Annotated in this window: 16 protein-coding genes; 7 read left to right on the top strand and 9 right to left on the bottom strand. The window is 55.8% G+C overall.

What is annotated here, in order from left to right; genetic code table 11:
- Positions 1-262: 262 nt before the first annotated feature.
- From QZH36_RS00265 to QZH36_RS00250, 4 genes are all read right to left on the bottom strand, one after another.
- Positions 263-1,435, bottom strand: a complete 1,173-nt coding sequence (locus QZH36_RS00265; RefSeq protein WP_253460637.1) for an HD-GYP domain-containing protein — start codon at positions 1,433-1,435, stop codon at positions 263-265.
- A 214-nt stretch (positions 1,436-1,649) separates the two neighbouring features.
- Complete coding sequence (locus QZH36_RS00260) at positions 1,650-1,901, bottom strand: hypothetical protein (RefSeq protein ID WP_301729431.1); 252 nt, start codon at positions 1,899-1,901, stop codon at positions 1,650-1,652.
- A gap of 115 nt (positions 1,902-2,016) precedes the next feature.
- Positions 2,017-2,265 carry a regulatory protein YcgZ gene (gene ycgZ, locus QZH36_RS00255; RefSeq protein WP_253460631.1) on the bottom strand — a complete coding sequence of 83 codons (249 nt, stop codon included), beginning with the start codon at positions 2,263-2,265 and terminating at the stop codon, positions 2,017-2,019.
- A gap of 294 nt (positions 2,266-2,559) precedes the next feature.
- The gene (locus QZH36_RS00250) at positions 2,560-3,474 is read right to left on the bottom strand and encodes a manganese catalase family protein (RefSeq protein WP_253460628.1); all 915 of its coding nucleotides are present in this window, start codon (positions 3,472-3,474) and stop codon (positions 2,560-2,562) included.
- A 503-nt stretch (positions 3,475-3,977) separates the two neighbouring features.
- On the opposite strand from QZH36_RS00250, the gene QZH36_RS00245 reads away from it, so the two are divergent.
- Positions 3,978-5,063, top strand: a complete 1,086-nt coding sequence (locus QZH36_RS00245) for an aldo/keto reductase (protein WP_301729430.1) — start codon at positions 3,978-3,980, stop codon at positions 5,061-5,063.
- Between the two features lie 215 nt (positions 5,064-5,278).
- On the top strand, positions 5,279-6,163 hold the full coding sequence (locus QZH36_RS00240; protein WP_301729429.1) for an ROK family protein: 885 nt from the start codon (positions 5,279-5,281) through the stop codon (positions 6,161-6,163).
- A 221-nt stretch (positions 6,164-6,384) separates the two neighbouring features.
- Here the strand turns inward: QZH36_RS00240 and QZH36_RS00235 are convergent, their stop codons facing one another.
- Positions 6,385-7,077 (bottom strand): DUF421 domain-containing protein, encoded by a 693-nt coding sequence (locus QZH36_RS00235; RefSeq protein WP_253460619.1) that lies wholly within the window; start codon positions 7,075-7,077, stop codon positions 6,385-6,387.
- Between the two features lie 365 nt (positions 7,078-7,442).
- Between QZH36_RS00235 and umuD the strand changes: the two genes are divergently transcribed.
- Together umuD and umuC are read left to right on the top strand one after the other, a co-directional pair.
- The gene (gene umuD, locus QZH36_RS00230; RefSeq protein WP_253460616.1) at positions 7,443-7,877 is read left to right on the top strand and encodes a translesion error-prone DNA polymerase V autoproteolytic subunit; all 435 of its coding nucleotides are present in this window, start codon (positions 7,443-7,445) and stop codon (positions 7,875-7,877) included.
- A complete protein-coding gene (gene umuC, locus QZH36_RS00225; protein ID WP_301729428.1) occupies positions 7,861-9,123 on the top strand; it encodes a translesion error-prone DNA polymerase V subunit UmuC in 1,263 nt (420 codons plus the stop codon). Before umuD ends, umuC begins: the two co-directional genes overlap by 17 nt.
- Here the strand turns inward: umuC and QZH36_RS00220 are convergent.
- Positions 9,096-10,292, bottom strand: a complete 1,197-nt coding sequence (locus QZH36_RS00220) for an MFS transporter (RefSeq protein ID WP_301729427.1) — start codon at positions 10,290-10,292, stop codon at positions 9,096-9,098. The two genes, umuC and QZH36_RS00220, sit on opposite strands and share 28 nt — an antisense overlap.
- A gap of 276 nt (positions 10,293-10,568) precedes the next feature.
- Between QZH36_RS00220 and QZH36_RS00215 the strand changes: the two genes are divergently transcribed.
- Positions 10,569-11,453 carry a LysR family transcriptional regulator gene (locus QZH36_RS00215; protein ID WP_253461292.1) on the top strand — a complete coding sequence of 295 codons (885 nt, stop codon included), beginning with the start codon at positions 10,569-10,571 and terminating at the stop codon, positions 11,451-11,453.
- Between the two features lie 79 nt (positions 11,454-11,532).
- Here QZH36_RS00215 and hemB read toward each other — a convergent pair whose 3' ends face one another.
- Positions 11,533-12,510, bottom strand: coding sequence for a porphobilinogen synthase (gene hemB / locus QZH36_RS00210; protein ID WP_253460606.1), 978 nt, complete (start codon positions 12,508-12,510; stop codon positions 11,533-11,535).
- A 679-nt stretch (positions 12,511-13,189) separates the two neighbouring features.
- Here hemB and QZH36_RS00205 point away from each other — a divergent pair.
- Complete coding sequence (locus tag QZH36_RS00205) at positions 13,190-14,539, top strand: cation:proton antiporter (RefSeq protein WP_253460603.1); 1,350 nt, start codon at positions 13,190-13,192, stop codon at positions 14,537-14,539.
- 3 nt (positions 14,540-14,542) lie between these two features.
- On the opposite strand, the gene QZH36_RS00200 is transcribed toward QZH36_RS00205, so the two are convergent.
- Positions 14,543-15,541: a glycosyltransferase gene (locus QZH36_RS00200; protein WP_301729426.1), complete on the bottom strand. Its 999-nt coding sequence runs from the start codon at positions 15,539-15,541 to the stop codon at positions 14,543-14,545.
- On the bottom strand, positions 15,538-17,067 hold the full coding sequence (locus tag QZH36_RS00195; protein WP_253460597.1) for a lipopolysaccharide biosynthesis protein: 1,530 nt from the start codon (positions 17,065-17,067) through the stop codon (positions 15,538-15,540). The genes QZH36_RS00200 and QZH36_RS00195 overlap by 4 nt, the downstream gene beginning before the upstream one ends.
- A gap of 1,209 nt (positions 17,068-18,276) precedes the next feature.
- Between QZH36_RS00195 and QZH36_RS00190 the strand changes: the two genes are divergently transcribed.
- A complete protein-coding gene (locus QZH36_RS00190) occupies positions 18,277-20,451 on the top strand; it encodes a putative bifunctional diguanylate cyclase/phosphodiesterase (RefSeq protein WP_301729425.1) in 2,175 nt (724 codons plus the stop codon).
- Positions 20,452-20,471 lie beyond the last annotated feature (20 nt).

Below are 20,471 nucleotides of genomic sequence, written 5' to 3'. Positions count from 1 at the left end.
TCGGCGCTGATTCCTTCTGCATAATCTCTGCACGCCTCGTGCAGTCTGTCTCATCTCGTTGCCACATACGTAACAACATCAGCTATCAGTATAGTCACTGATAGCGGCTCTGCCAGACGTGCTGGCTCCGGGGCCGCTTGTTACGCCTCTAACATGGCAAATAATCGCGACAAAAACCCCAGGAGTAATACGAAATTGTGAAATTTTTGGTAGAAACAGGAAAGTTGGTGTTGAAATGTTAGCGCGCTGTTGTTCCTGCCCGTCAGGCGACGGGCGACATCCACAGCGTATTCAGGTTGTAATGGCTCCAGGTCTCCGCCTCTTCCGGCCCGGCAATACTGTCCCAACAGTAGCGATCGGCCAGATCGATTACTTCCGGCCGCAGCATATGATTGGCGGAAAGCGAATAGAACACGCAAACCCTGGGCAGCAGCAGCGAGCTTTCGCCCGGCTCAATCACCACGGCCACGCGACCGGAAGCCAGACGCACGATTGAGCCGACCGGATAGATGCCGACGGCTTTCACAAAGGCGTAAAAGATTTTGCGATCGAAATGCCCTTCCCAGCTGGCCATCTGGTGCATCGCGCTGGCCGGATTCCAGCCCGCTTTATAAGGACGATTGGAGGTGACGGCGTCATAGACGTCGCAAATCGCCGCCATGCGCGCCAGCTGGGAGATATCTTTGCCTTTCAGGCCGTGCGGGTAGCCGCTACCGTTGATTTTTTCATGATGATGCAGCGCCACGTCCAGCACCGCTTCGTTTTCACCGCTGCGGCGCAGCAGATCCTCGCCCATGACCGGATGCTGTTTCATCACATCGAACTCATCGTCCGTGAGCTTGCCGGGCTTGTTGAGGATCTCCAGCGATACGCCCGCCTTGCCGACATCGTGCAGCAGGCCGGCCGTGCCTGCCAGGCGCGTCTGTTCATCATTGAGGTTAAGCTGGCGGGCGAGCGATACCATCAGCGCGCAGACCGCCACGGAGTGCAGGTAGGTATAATCATCGTGCGTTTTCAGCCGCACTACGCTCAGCAGCGCGGCCGGATGGCGGCTGAGGGAACCGCCGATTTCGTCCACCAGCGGCAGCGTGCTGCGGGTATCAATCGTTTTACCGAGGCGCGCATCGTTGAACATGCTCATCACTTCGCCTTTGGCATGCAAGCAGATCGCCTGCGCCTGCGCGATCTCTTCATGGATACCCGATACCCTGGGCAGGGCAAGCTGTTCGTGAAGCGGATCCTGACTGTCCGGGCCACGCCCTTTCTCCAGATCGATCCAGACTTCTTTTATGCCGCTTTCCACGATGACGTCAATCTGCTGCTGCGTGGTAAGCAGCATATGGTTACGCACGAGGGGATGCTTCAGCCAGAAAACTTCCAGCTTGTGCACGTACATGCCGGTGCGCAACTCGTGTATCTGAATTCTTATTATCATTTCCCCCCTCCTGCCCCTCCTGCCTTTTCCTCCAATCTGCACAGGTATCGGCGGCACGAAAAAAACCTTCAGCCATTGTCGCCGCTTATTTTGCTTTTTTCGATTTATTTACATTGCCCGGGGCAGGCTGCTCGCCAGCCTGAAAAAGATAAGCCGTTTTCAGGCTGGAAGGCGAAGAAGGCATTACGCCGCACGGAGGTCGGCTTCAGGAAGATTAGTGAATAACGTTGTCGTCGCTGGCGGAACGGCGATTCAGGGCTTCACCGGCGCTGACCTGAGCATGGCGAAGCTCTCTGATAGCGGCAAGGCAGGCCTTGCGGTGTTCTTCATCCGTTTGTCGGACCGCCAGCGCGCGCAGTTCATTAATAAGCGAGGCAAGATTAAGCGGGCGCTGCTGCTCAAGAAGCGCCAGCGTGGCTTCTCCCAGCATCAGATCCCGTAATTTTTCAGAATGGCGATGGTCCATGGAAACTTCTCTGGCTTGTCTGCCGCGTGGATCGCTTTCCGCGTGGCAGGACGGAACGCCTGAACCCACGCGGAAAGAAAAAGCAGGTCGAACGAGCGGTGGGCTACGCGGGCGTTTAGCTTTCGCGACCAAACAGCATAGCAATCAGTTCGTGATGATGTTTTTCGAGGTCGGGCTCACTGACATCGGCCAGGCGGCTCAGCAGCTTTGCACAGATTGACTGGCGATTAACCGTCATGCCGGATTTTAAAATCTCCATCACTACCTCACCCAGCGTTTCCTGATGAGAAGGTACAGCAGCGTCATGGGCGCCGAAGTAGAGGCTCATGTCCGCGGTTTGTGTGTTGAAATTATCCTGACGCATAATGGATCCTCTTAAGCAGGTGAAAGAATGCCCGAAGGGGGTAACGTTTCTACCCTGTACAGCTTTTCAATTAATGTACAGTATCTTAAAAGTCTGGGGCGGATTTTTTTTGCAAAAAATGCTTTTTTGAGACATAAAAGGCGTTATTTGGTCACATTTTAGTTAATAACTAACAACCTTTTCTCAAAATATTTAGCCGGTTATAACAAAAACAGGAAATGACAGGCTTCAGGGCAAACTTGTACAAGCGTGAGTAAAAACGGGGGAGAACGGCTGTCTCCCCGCGATGACACCTTATTTTTTCGGTACGTTTACTGCAGATTTGCCTACGGTTTCGTTTTCGATTGGCCCTGATGCGCCAAGATCGGTGCCGGTGACCGGATTCACCGTGGTATCGGAAGCGGTACGCAACGCCAGATTATCCAGCTCGGTTTTCTGATCGGACGGCAGCGTGATGCTGGCATAACCGTCGCCGCCATCTACCGCCGGTGCCGGATCGGCTACGTAGGTGAAGTTTTCGTCCGAGTTCCAGCTTCCACGCACCTCGCCGCCTTCTGACATATTGTAATAAACGTTTGAGTACTGCTCGATAGGCGGCAGCTTGCCGACCGGGAAGTTATTACGAATGGAATAAAGCGCCTTTTCAAAAGAGATCTGATGCGCAACTTCGCGGGTCATCAGAAAGCCTAACGCATCCTTAACGCCCGGATCGTCCGTTACGTTAATCAGGCGCTCATAGAGGATTTTAGCGCGCGCTTCGGCGGCGATATTAGAGCGCAGATCGGCTGTAGGTTCGCCGATGGTATCAATATAGGCTGCCGTCCACGGCACGCCGCCGGAGTTGGTCAGCGCCGGGCCGCCGCCGTAAAGAATCGACGTCAGGTGGCTGTCGTTACCATTGCCGGTGATGGAGCGGTACAGCTCGCCCTCTTCTTCCGTGCCTTCGGCCAGCTTGCCTTTGGCGCCTTTGTTCAGCATCCCGACCAGCGAACCGATAATTTCCAGGTGGCTCAGCTCTTCGGTGGCAATATCCATCAGCATATCGCGACGGCCTTCGTCTTCGTCCGACAGGCCCTGGGTAAAGTAGCGGCAGGCCGCGGCCAGCTCGCCCTGTGGCCCGCCGAACTGTTCCAGCAGCAGGTTAGCCAGTCCGGGATTTGGCTCGGCAACGCGAACGGTATACTGCAATTTTTTTACGTGTCTGAACATAGCTCACTCCAGTCAGAAAAGGCTTCCGGCAATCTGCTCTGCGGCAGATCTCTCCGCTCTTTATTGCTGGTTTTCATACCTGAGTTATGGCGGCAGAAATAGATTACATGGGGTATTTCTGCTTGAGGATATTCAACGTCACTATTCAGGTTTAAAAACCTCGTTTAAAGCATAGTTTACTTTTTTCCCCTGCAAGGTATCTGAGCGGAAAGTAAAACGAATAAGATTAGTCCTGGGTGTTAATTACGGCCAGGGAAAAACAGAATTGCGTCCTGCCAGGCTAAATAGCTGTTTTAACCCGCCGTCTTAGCGAAATAATTATCATTAAGATTGCCATGCGAATTACGCAGCGATGATTGCTGCCGTATGGGATTTCTTATTTCGTGTTGGCCGGAATAAAACACCTGAATAATCTGCATTTGTACGAAATAGTTTCCGCGCGGCCTGGTCTGGTTTTTTGTGGTCTATGCTTGCCCTCGGGTTTTCATAGTGAGGAGAAAGCAATGAAGTACAGAAAACTGGGCCATTCCGGCCTGATGGTTTCTGAGCTGACGCTCGGGACGTTAACCTTTAACGGCCAGGCCGGCTTTGAAAAAACCGGCAACGTCGATGTTCGCCAGGCCCGCCGTTTTATTGAGATAGCGCTGGAACGAGGCGTCAATACCGTGGACACGGCCGACCTTTATTCCAAAGGCGGGGCGGAAGAAACGCTGGGCGAGGCGCTGGGTTGCAATCGTCAGCGCGTTATCCTGGCCACGAAAGCCCGCAGCCCGATGAGCGACGATCCTAACGACAGCGGCGCCACACGCTTTCATCTGATTAAGTCCTGCGAGAACAGCTTAAAGCGTCTGAAAACGGATCATATCGATCTCTATCAGATCCATAACTGGGACGGCGTGACGCCGGTGGAAGAGACGCTGCGCGCGCTGGAAGATCTGGTGAAAAGCGGCAAAATCCGCTATTTCGGCACCTCGAACTATACCGGCTGGCAGATGATGAAAACGCTGGGCTGCGCCGAGGTGAATCATCTGCTGAAGCCGGTAAGCCAGCAGATTTACTACACGCCGGAGTCGCGCGAGGCGGAGTTCGAGCTGCTGCCGATGGCGCTGGATCAGAATATCGGCACGCTAATTTGGGGGCCGATGGGCGAAGGTCTGCTGACCGGCACCGTACAGCGCAACGTGAAAACGCCAGCGACCTCCCGTCAGGGCAACGGCTGGCCGGAACCCTACGTGCACGATATGGAGCACGCTTACCGGGTTATCGACGTGCTGACCGAAGTGGGCAAAGAGCATAATGTATCGACCGCGCGGGTCTGCCTGGCCTGGCTGCTGACGCGTCCGGGCATCACGTCGCTGATTGTTGGCAACCGCACCGAACAGCATTTACAGGACAACCTGGCCGCAGCGGAGCTGACGCTGAGCGAAGCGCAGATCAAACGTATTGAGCAGGCGACGCGTCCTGCGCCGCGCTATCCGTACTGGCACCGTTTCACCAGCGGCATGGACAGACTGGATCCTGCGGAAAAAGTTTTTCTGGATGAGTATCAGCAAACGCTGGAAGAACGGAAAGATCTCGACCGTAAATAATCTTTTTGCGGCTAACGAACCCGGCTGACGGGTTCGTTTTCGCGTTTATCGTTGGCCCTTTTATATCTTGTTCACCTGCCTTTATATTCCGCCTTAATCCGTAGCCTCGCCCGTAATAAAAAACAGGCCGCCGCACTTTTGTTATCGCTGTCCGCACAACGCAACGGCGCAATTGGTCTGCGGCTATACTGATAAAAAAACAAAAGGAGAAGGATATGAAATTTGCCGTATTTGATATTGGCGGTACCTCGTTAAAAATGGGCGTTGTAACGGATAAAGGCGACATTCTGGCCAGTGATAAAGCGGATAACGAAGGATCGCGCGAGGCTATTCTGGGCGCTATCCTGGACTGGCTGGAAAAAAACCCCGGCTGCGAAGGCATTGCCGTTAGCGTGCCGGGCTATGTCGATCCGCACAACGGGTTTGTGTCGATGGGCGGCACGGTCAGGGCATTTGATGATTTCCACCTGAGTAAATGGCTGACGGAAAAAACCTCCCTGCCCGCCACCGTGGAAAACGACGCGCACTGCGCCCTGCTGGCCGAACGCTGGCTGGGTAAAGCACGCAATATGTCCGATTTTTTGATGATCACCATCGGCACCGGGCTGGGCGGCGCGGCCTTCTGCAACGACGCGCTGGTACGAGGCAAGCAGGATCGCGCCGGCGAGTTCGGCTGCCTGCTGGTGGCGCGTCCCGCTGGCGGCAGCGTCAGCCACTATACGATGGGCGACAACTGTACGATGACCGCGCTGCGCAAAAGCTATGCGCTGCACAGCGGGCGTGATGTGGACGAGGTCAGCGGCAAAGACGTTTTTTCCGGCTGGGATAATAAAGAGCCGGTCGCCACCAGGCTGGTCACCACCTTTTATCAGGATCTGTGCGCCGGCATTTATAACCTGGCGAACGTATTCGATCCCGAATGCATTTTTCTGGGCGGCGGCATCACCGAGCGCGAGGATTTTCTGGAGGAGGTGAAGTTTCATCTGGCCTGGTTCGGCAAAACCATCCCGGTGGATACGGCCACCTTCGGCAACGATTCCGGGATGTTAGGCGCGGCCTGGCACTTCCTGCAAAGTAACCAGCGCGATACCCACGGCTGACAGGCGTATCAGCGCGCACGGGCGCCATTGGCAAGGCTAAGCCCAGCAACATCGCTGGCGCGCTTGTCAGGCAATCCACAGGCGCCAACGGCAAGGCTAAGCCCAGCAACATCGCTGACGCGCTTGTCAGGCGGCCCGCGGGCGCCATTGGCAAGGCTATACCAATAACCCTGTCAGCACTCGTTGGGCAGCCTGCCGTTATGCTGGCTACGCCAGCCTCGCTAGCGCGCTCGTTGGGTGGTCAGCGCCAGCGACCAGAGATTGCGCTGGCAGCGGGGGCAACTCAGCTGCTGCTGCGCCTGTAGCCGCTGCGTTTCTCCGCAATGGTTGCAGGCGTAGAGGCCATCTGCGGGCACGCAGGTATAATCCTGCCGATGTTGAGGCGGCAACACGGAAAGGCCCGGCCGCACTTCTTCGCGATCGTAGTAATAGGCGCTGATATCGCCGTCCAGCTCGATCAGCGCCAGCCGGATCTGACCCAGATGCTCCACGCCCTCCTGCCGCAGCTCCATAAAGAATTCGTCCTCAGAAATGTTCAGCCCGTCCAGGCTGTCCAGCACATACAGGCCGTCCTGAATCAGTGTGATCACTTCGCCCTCCACCCATCGGGCGACCCGTGAGCTGCGTGCGGTCAGAAAAGTCGTAAAACGATAAAGTACCAGCAGCACCAGGAAGACCATCGCGACCGGCAGCACAGGCACATCATCATAAAAAGTGACGTCTCCTGAGGCCGATCCCAACGTCAGGATAATCACCAGCTCAAACAGCGACAGCTGGCGAATGCCGCGCCTGCCGGAAACTTTCAGAAAGAGAAAAACAACGATGTAGGCGAAGAGTACCCGAACCGCGACCTCGCCTAAAAAAGTAATGGAAAGATCGTTCAAGAAAAAGCGGTGCCAGTCGAAAGAAAACATAAGCGTGCGTGATTATCCCAAAGAAAAAAATGATAAGGCGTCAGTGGAAAAGTTGATATTTTATGACATTTTCCTGCGCAGAAAGCCATTATTAAGATGCATAAAACGAGGCTGGTGGCCCTGCGTCCACGCTGTATTTTACTTAGCGCAAAAAAGAAATAAGCGGCTCTTATCCTTCTGCTCCGGCGCAACTATTATTCCCGCTGCAGTATAAGCTGCTTTATTAACCGGGGACGCACCTTTAAGAAAAAGCGAATAAATTCCTGTTATTACAATCTGTTGCCGGAAAGTTCCGATCAATGCCTTGCCTGCCGCCCGCATTCAGCGATACTGTATATAAACACAGTTAAACCGGAATAAGCATTATGCAGCCGATTTCCCCTGCTGAAATTATGGAAGATCTTTTTTTACCGCTGTTTATTGAGCGCGTACCCTGCGGCTTTCCCAGTCCGGCCCAGGATTATATTGAGGACCGTCTGGATTTGAATAAGCTGGTGCTGCGTCATCCCAGCGCCACCTATTTTATCAAAGTAAGCGGCGACTCGATGATTGAGGCCGGGATCGGCCATGACGATCTGCTGGTGGTGGATCGTTCGCTGACCGCAGAGCATGGCGATATCGTGGTAGCGGCCGTGGCCGGTGAATTTACCGTTAAAGAGCTACGCCTCCGCCCTTTTTTACAGCTGATGCCGCGCAATCGTCACTATTCTCCGATTACGTTTCACGATGCGGAAGAGCTGGAAATTTTTGGCGTGGTCACTTTTATTCTGAAATCCACCAAAAATGTTCGCGCTGGTTGACGTCAACAGCTTTTATACCTCCTGCGAAACGGTGTTCCGTCCCGATTTGCGCGGCAGGCCGGTGGTGGTCGTTTCCAACAACGACGGCTGTATTATTTCCCGATCGGCCGAGGCAAAAGCGCTGGGCATTAAAATGGGCGAACCTTATTTTAAAATTAAACAGGATCTCCAGCGTCAGCAGGTGCAGGTTTTCAGCTCAAACTATGCGCTGTATGCCGATCTCAGCCATCGGGTGATGACCCTGCTTGGCGAGCTGGCGCCTGCGAGCGAAATTTATTCTATTGACGAGGCTTTTCTGGATCTGACCGGCGTCAGCAACTGTCTCTCGCTGGAGGATTTTGGCCGCGACATCCGGCAGCAGGTGCTGAAAGCTACCGGCCTGACGGTCGGCGTCGGCATCGCGCCAACCAAAACGCTGGCCAAGCTTGCTAACTATGCGGCGAAGAAGTGGAGCAAAACCGGCGGCGTGGTCGATCTCTCCGATCCGGCGCGCCAGAGCAGGCTGCTGCCGCTGGTGCCGGTTGAAGAAGTCTGGGGCATTGGCCGTCGCGTCGGCAAGCGTTTGCAGCTGATGGGCATTAAAAACGCGCTGGATCTGGCCGACAGTCCCGTCCCCACCCTCCGCAAGCACTTCAGCGTGGTGATGGAGAGAACGGTGCGCGAGCTGCGCGGCGAATCCTGCCTGGCGTTAGAGGAAATGGCACCCGCTAAACAGCAGATCGTCTGTAGCCGCTCTTTCGGGCATCGCGTCACCGACTATCAGGATATGCATCAGGCGATCTGCGCCTGGGCCGAACGCGCGGCGGAAAAGCTGCGCGGCGAGAAACAATATTGCCGCTTTATCAGCGTTTTTATCCGCACCAGCCCGCACGACGACAACGGCACCGGCTACAACAACCAGGCCTCCGGCAGGCTGCTGCTGCCCTCGAACGATACGCGCGATATTATTCGGGTGTCGACCGAGGCGCTGGACCGTATCTGGCGCGAAGGCGAACGCTATATCAAAGCGGGCGTGATGCTGAGCGATTTTTACAGCGAAGGCGTGGCGCAGCTGGATCTGTTTGCCGAAACGCAGCCGAAGGCCAACAGCGCGGCGTTAATGACCGCCATTGATACGCTGAACCGCTCCGGCAAGGGGAAAGTCTGGTTTGCCGGCCAGGGCATTGAGAAAAGCTGGTCGATGAAGCGGGAGATGCTCTCTCCCGCCTGGACCACGCGCTACAGCGATTTGCCGACGGCGAAGTAAACCGAGCGACGGGCCAGCCCGGCAAACAGCGCCGACAGCACCAGCAGCGCCAGGCCGAAGGCGAACGGACTCCACCAGCCGGCCGCGTCAAACAGCAGGCCGCCCAGCCCCGCGCCAAGCGTGATCGCCATCTGGATCACCGCCACCATCAGGCCGCCGCCCGCTTCGGCATCGTCGGGCAGCGCGCGGCTTAGCCACAGCCCCCACGCCACCGGCGCAGGCGTCGCTACCAGCCCCCAAAGCGCCAGCAGCACGCCGGTCAGCAGCAGAGAATGCCCCAGCGCGATCAGCAAGGCGGCCAGCAGCGCCATGCCGAGCGGAATGGCGATCAGATAAGCGTAGAGGCGGCGCTCAAGCAGCGTACCGATAAGCCAGGTGCCGATGAGTCCCGCCCCGCCCAGCAACAGCAGCAGCAAAGAGAGCTGGTTGACGTTGGCGCCGGTGACGGTTTCCATAAACGGGCGCAGATAGGTAAAAATGCCAAACTGTCCCATAAACAGAAACATAATGCCCGCCATGCCCAGCGCCACGGGCGGCCGAACAAGCAGGCGCAGCGGGTTGGCGGCTTTGTTGCGGCCGTTGCCGGGCAATGATGGAATGCTGCGCCATTGCCAGATAAAGGCGATAACGGCCAGCGGCACCACCATAAAGAACGCCCCGCGCCAGCCAATATACTGCCCAAGAAAACTGCCCAACGGCGCGGCGACGGTAGCGGCCAGCGCGTTACCGCCGTTGATCAGCGCCAGGCCCTTCGCTACCGCGTGAGCAGGCACAAGGCGCATCACCGTCGCCGTCGACATCGACCAGAAGCCGCCAATGGCGATCCCCAACAGCGCCCTGCCGACCATAAACATCAGGCCATTGGTCGAAAAGGTTACCGTCAGCCCGGAAAGCGTCAGCAGCAGCGTAAAGGCGATCAGCACTTTTTTACGATCGAAACGCCCGGTCAGCGGCGTGTTAAGCAGGCTGGTGAGCACGGCAAAAAAACCGCTGACGGAAATTGCCTGTCCGGCATGGCCCTGACTGATCCCTAACCCCTGCGCGATGGGCGTCAGCAGGCTGACCGGCATAAATTCTGAGGCGATCAGCACCACTACGCCAAGCGCCATCGAAAAGACGGCGCCCCAGGCAGGGTGATGACGAGATTGTTCCGCTACAGCACTATTCATGAACGATTCCGATATTATTAACACTTGCGCTATTTTGCACGCTGGCCGGGTTAATGATTAGACGGGCGTAATCGCATGTAATTGTGAATTTTTTGCATCAATCAACGAACGCAAAGCCTCAGAGCCCCGTGAGCACGCATAAAGAGCGGCACTGCAGGGCTTTGGAGTTTTGTGCGCCGCAGGCAGGCGAAGCGGTAAAAGAGATAGAGTAATGCGATCGGATGGGGTAATTTTTACGCGCTTGTGAAATTTAATCAGCAATTCTGCGTGGATACTATGAACGATATCGTGGCCTTTCTGGCCGTTGCCCGGGCGCAAAGCTTTACCAAAGCCGCCGCCGGTCTTGGCGTCAGCCCTTCGGCGCTGAGCCATACCATTCGCAATCTGGAAGAACGGCTGGGCGTGCGCCTGCTGGCGCGCACCACGCGCAACGTTGCGCCTACCGAAGCCGGCGAGCGTCTGTTGCAGTCGGTTGGGCCGCTTTTCGATCAGATTAACAGCGAAATTGACAGCATTGGCGAGCTGCGCCATACGCCTGCCGGTAATATTCGCATCACCTGCTCAGACGACGCGGCGGAAAATTTGCTGCGGCCGATACTGCCCGCGTTTTTCAACACCTATCCTGATATCAGCGTAGAGATCTGCATTGATTACGGCTTTACCAATATTGTCAGCGAGCGTTTTGATGCCGGTATTCGTTTAGGCGAATCGATCAGCCGGGATATGATCGCCGTGCGCCTCGGGCCGGACTGGCGTCTGTCCGTGGTCGGCGCGCCGGACTATTTCCGCCGCAATCCACACCCTGTCGTTCCGCAGGATCTGACCGCCCATCGCTGTATTAATATCCGGCATTCGGTCGGCGGCAGTATTTACGCCTGGGAATTTGAAAAAGACGGGAAAAAACTGAATATCAAGGCCAACGGCCCGCTGTTGTGCAACAGCAATATTCATATCCTGAACGGCGCGCTGGACGGTATCGGCCTGGCCTGCATCCCGGATTTTATGGCGAAACCCCATATTGAGGCGGGTCGGCTGGTAGAGGTACTGGCGGACTGGTGCCCGACGTTTGAAGGATTTCATCTTTATTATCCCAACCGTCGCAACACTTCTTCGGCGTTTTCCGCCTTTGTGGAAGCGGTCAGGTATCGCGGGCCGCGCTGAGATGCGGTTATCCGGGCAGAACAGGCAAAACCCGTCCTGCCCGGTGATTAACCCTGGTGGCTAAAATGAAGCGCTACGGTTACAGCAGGTTTTTCTCGGCCAGATCCAGCGCAAAGTAGCTGAAGATCAGATCGGCGCCCGCACGCTTGATGGCGCCCAGGCTTTCCAGCACCACTTCGCGCTCGTTGATCGCCCCCGCCTGCGCGGCGAACTTCAGCATTGCGTACTCGCCGCTGACCTGGTAGGCCGCCAGCGGCAGCTCGGTACGTTCGCGCACGTCACGGATGATATCCAGATAGGCACCCGCTGGTTTTACCATCAGCGCGTCCGCGCCTTCGGCCTGGTCGATTAACGACTCGCGGATCGCTTCGCGGCGGTTCATCGGGTTCATCTGATAGGTTTTGCGATCGCCCTTCAGCGAGGTGCCTGCCGCTTCACGGAACGGGCCATAGAAGGAAGAGGCGAACTTGGTGGAGTAGGACATGATAGCCGTATCGGTAAAGCCCGCTTCATCCAGCGCGTGGCGGATAGCCGCGACCTGACCATCCATCGCGGCGGAAGGCGCGATAAAGTCGGCACCCGCGCGCGCGGCGGCAACCGCCTGCTTGCCCAGGTTAATCAGCGTGGCGTCGTTGTCCACGCCATGATCGTGCAGCACGCCGCAGTGCCCGTGCGAGGTGTATTCGCAAAAACAGGTATCGGACATAACGATCATTTCCGGGACGGTCTCTTTACAGATACGGGACATGCGCGAAACCAGCCCGTTTTCCTGCCAGGTATCGCTGCCGTCGGCGTCGGTATGATGAGAGATGCCGAAGGTCATTACCGAACGGATGCCCGCTTTCGCGATGCGCTCGATCTCATAGGCCAGACGTTTTTCCGGAATACGCATCACGCCAGGCATGGCCTGAATCGCTTTATAGTCGTCCAGACCCTCTTCAACAAAGATCGGCAGCGCCAGATCGTTAATGCTGAGCGATGTTTCCTGAAACAGCGAGCGGAAGGAAGGCGTTTGACGCAGGCGTCGTGGACGAAGAATTGGGGATAGAGTCGACAAAACAACCTCGGTTTAGCAGATAGTCAGCGGCAGAGAGGCGCCGCAGGGATAAAAAGAAAGTCCGTTAACAGTATACCCACAGGCGCTTTCTGACAATGTCTGTCGCTTTTCTTCACTGGCGAACGGCACAGAATGCCTGGGTTGTTATCCGCGACGCCGCCTCTGTTGGCCGCGCTGAAATAAGTAACAGACAGGCGGTAATCCTGGTGAGAATTTTCATGATCGGACGCCATGACATCCTGAAATTTTGCCCGGCCTTGTAAAGCCTCTGGCCGCTAACGCTAATCGTTTTTCGGGTGTGGTTCAGCACTCAGTCATTTTGTGGGCTTATCAGTTCAGGCACGGCAAATGAAGGCGGACAAAAAGCAGCCCCAGCCCTGAGCCGTAACGCTCATCCCGGAAATTGCAGTTCCAGACGGACGTTGCGCAGAACTGGCGCTAAAGACGTTTCGCCACGGACGGGTTTCCGCCTGACGGCCCATTTGCGCAAGCGCCCCTTTTTTTAGGTCTATACTCAGTGAGCCAGGTATATGATTTAAGTAGACAATTTGCTGTCACCGGGAAAAGGGAAACCTTAAATTTATAATATATATGCTTGTTTTTGTTGTATTTTTTTCTGTGGCGCTTTGCATGTTAAGTCAGCGTCCATATCACCCCTGACGACTATGGAGGCGTATCGATGGATTTTCTTGGCTGGACAGCCGCAACGGGCGGGCTTTTATTACTGATGTCGCTGGCATCAGGCTGGATCAATCGCGGCCCGATCACCACGTTTTCTCTCTACCTGATTGCCGGCGTAATTTGTGGCCCCTGGGTGCTGGATCTGCTGCATATCGATATTGCCGCTCATGCCGAACTGACCGCTCACCTTACCGAGATCGCAATGGCGGCCTCGCTGTTTATCACCGGGCTGAAACTCAGGCTGCCGTTCCGGCATCAGGGCTGGCGGCTAGGGATGCGGCTGGCTTTCCCCGGCATGCTGCTGACCGTGCTGGGTATGTCGCTGGCGGCACACTATCTGGTCGGCCTTTCCTGGCCGTTTGCCATCGCCTTTAGCGCCATCGTCGCGCCGACCGATCCCGTACTGGCCAGCCTGATTTCCGTCAACGACGCCCGCGATGACGACAACCTGCGCGTGTCGCTCTCCAGCGAGGCCGGGATGAACGACGGCACCGCCCTGCCGCTGCTGATGCTGGCGGTGACGCTGCTGACCACGCAGCAGGAAATGACGCTGGATCTTTTCCGCCACTGGGCGTTAAAGGACGTGCTCTGGGGGATCACCGGCGGGCTGGGCATCGGCTTTGTGTTTGGCCGCTTTGTCGGCCAGTACGTCACGCACCTGCGCTACGCGCATAAAGATGTCGCCCCGAATGATTTCCTGGCGCTGGCGCTGATTGCGCTGAGCTATGCGGCGGCTCAGGCGCTGGACGCCTCCGGCTTCCTGGCCGCTTTTGCCGCTGGCGTGGGTCTGCGTCGGGCGGAAGTCAACGTTATCCGCCGCCAGCCTGCCGATGCGTTTGACGACAGCGACCATCGCCCACCGGCGGAGGTGCTGGTCAATCCGCATATCCGTCATGAATCTCTTGATCCGGATCCGGCGCGCTCGGTAGGCCTGGTCGTCGGCGATGCGCTGTCGTTCGGTGATACCGTGGAACGCCTGTTTGCGGCCGGCATTATTATCGTGCTGGGCGTGACGCTGGCGCATCACTGGGATCCGGACGGGCTGCTGATGGCGCTGGTGCTGTTTGTATTTATCCGCCCTGCGGCAGTATGGCTCGGCACGACAGGCATTAAAGTGCCGTGGCAGCAGAAGATGATTATCGGCTGGCTGGGGATCAGGGGGATTGGCAGTATCAACTATATTGCCTGGGCCTATACGCACGGCGTGGCGGGCGAAGAGATGACGCGCATGGCGAATATCGCCTTTACGTTAATCGTTGCCAGCGTCATCGTGCATGGGATTTCGGTCACGCCGCTGCTCAACTGGCGGCAGGCCAAAATAGCCGCCGCCAAAGAGCAGGACGAATAAGCGTTATAACGCGCTGGAGAGTTTTTTCTTACAGTAGACCAGGCTGCTGTAAAGCGGGTTCAGATACCAGATAACCATCAGTTTGATATTGTTTCGCGTCAGTTGGCGTACCAGCGCGTTTACCCTGGGCTGGTACTCCTTCGGCACGGTCATATCATGCTCGCGCAACATTTTCAGGCAGCCGCTCATCACCGGAAAATAGTAATCATCCACCAGCGAACGTTCCACCGGCACGTTGGCGGCGCGGATAGCCTCTTCGGTACCTTCACGAGCGATAAAGTAGTTCTTCACCCAGGAAAAATCGCGCGTACGGACGGAAAGCGACGTCGTGGTATAGCGCTTAAAGTAGTAGGCTTCTGGCGTCACGAAAACCTGTTTTGCCTGCAAATAGAGGGTAAACATAAAAGGCGCGTCTTCGTGATTCTGGATCGGCAGAAAGCGGCTTTTGGTCCGGACAATCAGCTCGCGAGAGATAATGCTGGACCAGAGCACGCGATGCGCGGAGCCGCTGCTGTTCAACTGCTGAATAAAGGCCGTGCCGCCGCTGTACACCCCTTTCAGGTTACGGGCGTGCGTGATCTCAGGCTTGCGCTCTGCCACCGGCACGTCCATAAACATTTTGGCGGCGAAGCAGAACATCTCCAGCTCCGGACAGGCGCGCTTTTCACGCAGGAAGTCGGCAAACAGCGTCGGGCCGGTGAGATCGTCGGCATCCATAAAGTAGATGAAGTCGCCGGTGGCCAGCTCCAGCCCTTTATTCCTGGCGGCGCTGACGCCGCCGTGCGCGTTACGCACCAGCTGAATGCGCGGATCGCGCTGGCAATACTCTTCAATCAGCCGATCGGTACCGTCGGTCGAGCCATCGTCGATAATAATAATCTGCTGCGGCACTACCGTTTGTTGCAGCAGCGAATCAACAGCCTCGCTCAGATCGGCCCGGCCATTATAGACGGGCATAATCACGGACAGCGTAGGCTGCGCCAGATCGTCCTGGTTACTCATCTTTCACCTCGCAGGTTCAGCCGACGGAAAGTTACGTTTTTAAGGTAGTCGCCTACTTTACTGTGCAGCAGGCAGCAGATAACCAGGTTCACAAAACCAATCAGCCCCAGGTAGAGCAGGTTCAGCCAGCGGTTATCGTTCCACTCGAAAGGGATCGACAGCGTAAGGAAGGTCACGCAGGCGGAAACGGCCCAGATCAGCAGCACATCGCGGGTCAGCCACTGCATATGGATCGTCGGCGCAAACTTCCTGTGCACAATCCATGACCAGACCAGCAGGTAGAAAATGTTTTGCGCAACCCACACGATACCGGTACCCAGCGCGCCATAGTGGATGGCCGCAAAGATATTCAGCGGGATCAGGATAATGGCAAACAGCGTAAAGCCTTTCATATGCAGCGACAGGTTGCCGTTCACATACTGCAAATTATAAAGCAGGCCGACAATCGCCTGCACGCCGCTGCCCAGCGCATACAGCGTCATTACCAGCGACATCTGCTCGCCAATCTGCGCGTTCTGCGTCCAGGCCCAAATCAGCTGGGTTGGATAGAAAGCGATGGTGAGGCTGAGCGGCGCCATAAAGATGCTTACCGCCTGGGTTGTCCAGCGATACAGCTTCAGCGTTTCCTGCTCGCCGTTCTCGCTTTTGGTACGCATCCCCGTCATGCGCGGCACAATCGCCTGCATAATCGGGCTGCTGAGCATCACGATGCCGGTTGCCGCCGTCGCCACCACGGTAAAGGAACCGTAGGTCGCCAGCGGCAGCGTTTTGGACAGCACCAGACGGTCAATCTGCGAGATAAACGTCCAGATGGCGCTGGAAAAAGCCGCGCCGACGGCAAAGCGCAGGAAAGGCTTCAGCACGCCTTTCAGGTTATCCACCCTGGTGTTGCGATCGCTTTTAGGCACCAGCTGGTAGGATTTGCGAATGCAGAAGAAGGCCTCGCCCAGTGAAATCAACAGCTGCCAGCAGAAGAAGAAGATGACCGGGTTCGACGCGAAACGAATAACGAACACCGCGCCAAAGGTGCGCAGCGTAATCACGACCAGGTTCAGCGCGTTCAGCCAGACCTGATGTTCATAGCCGACAATTACGCTGCGATAAGGCCCGATACGCCAGCGGATAGCGGCGGTCAGCACCATGATGCCGACGGCAATCACCAAATCCTGATGCGGGATAGTTTTCGCATGCAGCCAGTGCGAGGCGACATAAGGCGAGGCGAACCAGCCCATCACCACCAGCACGGCGGAAGAGATCAGAAAGAACTTACCCAGCGTAGCGAACAGCGAGGGAAACCACGGGTTTTGCTCCCGATCGGCGCGATAGCGGGCCGCCTCACGCAGCAGCGTGGTGGAAATCCCCACGTCCAGCAGCTGTAGCCAGGTCAACAGGATCGAGAAAAAGCCGATAAGGCCGTAAATCTCCATGCCCAGTTGATGAATATATAAGGGTACGACCAGTATCCCGGCAAGCGTGATATAAATCTGACCGACATAATTCGCAACCGCATTACGCTTAATCGACATAATCTCTTCTATCGTGCTCGGTTTATCATTTATCAATAACGCAGACTAACAAATCGCTGCCCGAACTACATCCGGGAAATAGTCTTAAAAGCGCGATGCGCGGTGCCCGAAGCCACGCCTGAATAGTACCGCCCGGCAACAGGTTGTTATAAAAGAATGCGGCAAGTTTGTATCTTTAACGTCCAATACAGGCTATTAAAAAAATAGTAAGTCTGAGATAAAAAAGGCTGAACAATCATTATCCGCTTTTTACATTCTGCCGGGCCATTTTTATCTGGAGCGATGTCGTGAGCATGGCGAAAGTCATGGCCGACAAGGTTTAGCGGGTGGCCCTGATGCTGAGACAGGCTTTTAGTTTCTTCTGGCCCTTGCCGGCTGCCCGACGCGGCAGCCTCGTCCGCCAACAGAAAAAGGCGGCTTATGGATAGCGAAAAGCTGCGCGGAGTGAAGCCTGAAGCCAACCGGCAGCGCGCGCAAATTCAGCCTCTGGCGAAAAATCCCCCCAATCGGCCCTGATGGGGATCCTGCCCTGTCATAAGCGCGGACAGTTAACCCGTTTTCAGCTCACTATTCCACCGGCTTATTTTCTATTCGGACCAATGAATGCTGAGCGCTTTAAGGCACAGAAAAACCGATGCTAACTCAATCGTTATTTTTTATGCCTCGTTTTATTAATTAGTTTAAAAAAACCTGGACGACCGTGATAAAAAAACACACCAATACGATTAAAGATAAAAATAAATATCATCTTCTTTACTATTTTACCCGCATAAAATAAAAATGACCTGAATAAGAAAATAAAAATGTGAATCAGCTTGTTGTAAGATGGCGACAATAAAAATCACGATCCTTTTAATTTAAGCACCGTATCCGTGCTTTTCCCTGCCGTTCCCGAGGTTTTTTTCTCGCCACGCGGAAATTCTCAACCTACTGTTTTTACTGTGATTTTATCAAAATAACGGTTTTATCCCTGCCAGGAGCTGGCCTGGCGCAACCGTGATGGGGCGCATAAAAAGCGCGGTCGGCCGTCTCTTTTTCCGCTGTTTCTGCCACAGAGAGGCAGGCTGCCACGACTAACGTGACAGAGATCACATTCAATTTTCTGACGCATAATTCCGCCTCTGCCACCTCAGCCAACCGCGGCCGGGATTTATGCTAGCCTCAAAGTAGAGGGAGTGTTGCCGTCCTGAGAGTGGGTTGATAAAAAACATGAAAATATCAGAGAGTTTTCGCAGCCATTTTATCCGCGAAGTGCTTATACCTTTGGTGCTGGTGTTATTAATTATTTTTACTGCGGCAACGTTTACGGTCTGGTGGGCCACGGCGAAAACCAATCGCGACGCCGCTCACCAGCAGCAGCAGATTATCGAGACTTCGCTGACGCAAAGCCTGACGGAAATGATCAAACAGAATCGCAGCCTGGCGCTGTGGCAGCCGCTTGGCCGTCGTCTGGATCGCGCGCTACAGGATACGCCCTGGCTGAACCAGAACGTCGGCACCTGGCTGTCGACCATGTTCGGCCACCAGCTTATCTATATTCTTGATGAGGAAGATCGGCCGGTGTATCGCTGGGAGTGGGATAAAAACGTCCCTGTGGCGCAGTTCGAACATCTGCGTCAGCCGATCAATGAGCTATCGGCCCGGCTTAAAACCCCTTTTGCCAGCGGCGGACACGCCGAAGCGATCGACTTTACCCTGATCGATAAACGGCCCGCTGCGCTCGCCATCAGCGTTATTGACGACGGCTACGGCGGCAGCGGGCGTTTTCGGCTGGTGAGCGTAAAATATCTGGACGCCAGCTATCTCAATTCCCTCTCTCAACGCAGCCTGCTGCACGATCTGCACTACGCCGACGGCAAGCCGATGAAAACGGGCGCTAACTATTTGTTAAAAAATCGCCTCGGCGACGCGCTGGGCTATATCAGCTGGCGCCCGGCCGCGCCCGGCACGCAAATGTTTCAGGTTATCGGCCCGGTCGGGCTGGCAATGGTGCTGATTATCACGCTGATCTGCGGAGTGATGATCCGCCGCCTGTGGCTGTCCTCGCTCAAACTCTCACAGTCGCTGCTTCAGCTGAGCGCCAGCGAGGCGCAGGCGCACCATCTGGCTTTCCACGACGTGCTGACCGGCCTCCCTAATCGCGCGCTGGTTGAGGAACGGCTGACGCAGGCGCTGGGCAAGCTGAACCGCAGTCCTGAACATGTCGCGCTGCTGCTGCTGGATCTCGACCGTTTTAAACAGGTTAATGACACCTATGGGCACCATGCGGGAGACGAGCTGATTATCGACGTGGGGCATCGCCTTAGTCAGGAGGTCAGAGAAGCCGATACCGTAGGCCGGCTTGGCGGCGACGAATTTGTGGTTATCGTGGAAGGGATCACCGCGTTCAGCGATATTCAGAAGCTGTGCGAGCGGATCATTGCCTCGCTGGCGCGGCCTTTTACGCTGCTGGGCAGTGAAACCTGGATAGGCGTCAGTATTGGCGTGGCGATGGCGCCTCAGGATGCGAGCGATCGGCTGGAAATGATGCGTAAAGCGGATATCGCGCTGTACGAGGCCAAAAGCCAGGGGCGCGGTCAGTATCGCGTGTTTGATAACTCGATGGATGAACAGGTCAAAACGCGCCAGCTGATTGCGGCTGATTTACGCGCCGCGCTGCAAAACAAGCGCGATCTGGCCGTTTACTATCAGCCGCTGATGGATATTTCCGGGCAGCAAGTCGTGGGTCTGGAAGCGCTGATGCGCTGGCATCATCCGCAGCGCGGCGTGATTTCGCCCGGCGAATTTATTCCGCTGGCGGAGGAAATGGGCCTGATTATCCAGATTGGCGAATGGGTGCTGCGTGAAGCCTGCCGCGTGTCGCTGGCGTGGCCCGATATCTCCATGGCCATTAATGTCTCCCCTTTACAGTTTCGTTCAGCGGGCTTTGTGGAGCGGTTTAAAGCCATCGTCCAGCAGGAAAAAACGCTGCCTTCCCGTATTGAGCTGGAAATTACCGAAGGCGTGCTGATTGAGGATGAGAAAGGCGCGCAGGAGATTATGCGCGCGCTGCGTGAAGCGGGTTTCCGTATCGCGCTGGATGATTTCGGCACGGGCTACTCCAGTCTGAATTACCTGAGCCATTTCTCGGTGGATAAAATCAAAATCGACCGCTCCTTTACCCAGTCGCTGGGCGTGACGGAGAACTCAACCGCCATCATCGAATCGGTGGTAAGACTGGGCCAGGCAATGGGGCTGACCGTAACCGCAGAAGGCGTGGAAACCAACAGCCAGATGGCGGCGCTGGCGGAGGCGGGTTGTAATGAGCTACAGGGCTACCTTTTTTCGCAGGCCGTATCGGAACAGGAAATTGCTGCGCTGCTGGCTCCAGATAAAGCCAGCTAACGCAGCGTGACAACGTCACC

Origin of the sequence: Erwinia wuhanensis, from assembly GCF_030484085.1 — a bacterium.
GTDB lineage: Bacteria > Pseudomonadota > Gammaproteobacteria > Enterobacterales > Enterobacteriaceae > Erwinia > Erwinia aeris.
Note: the sequence above shows the minus strand (reverse complement) of the source record. Positions and strands in the feature narration are given on the sequence as shown.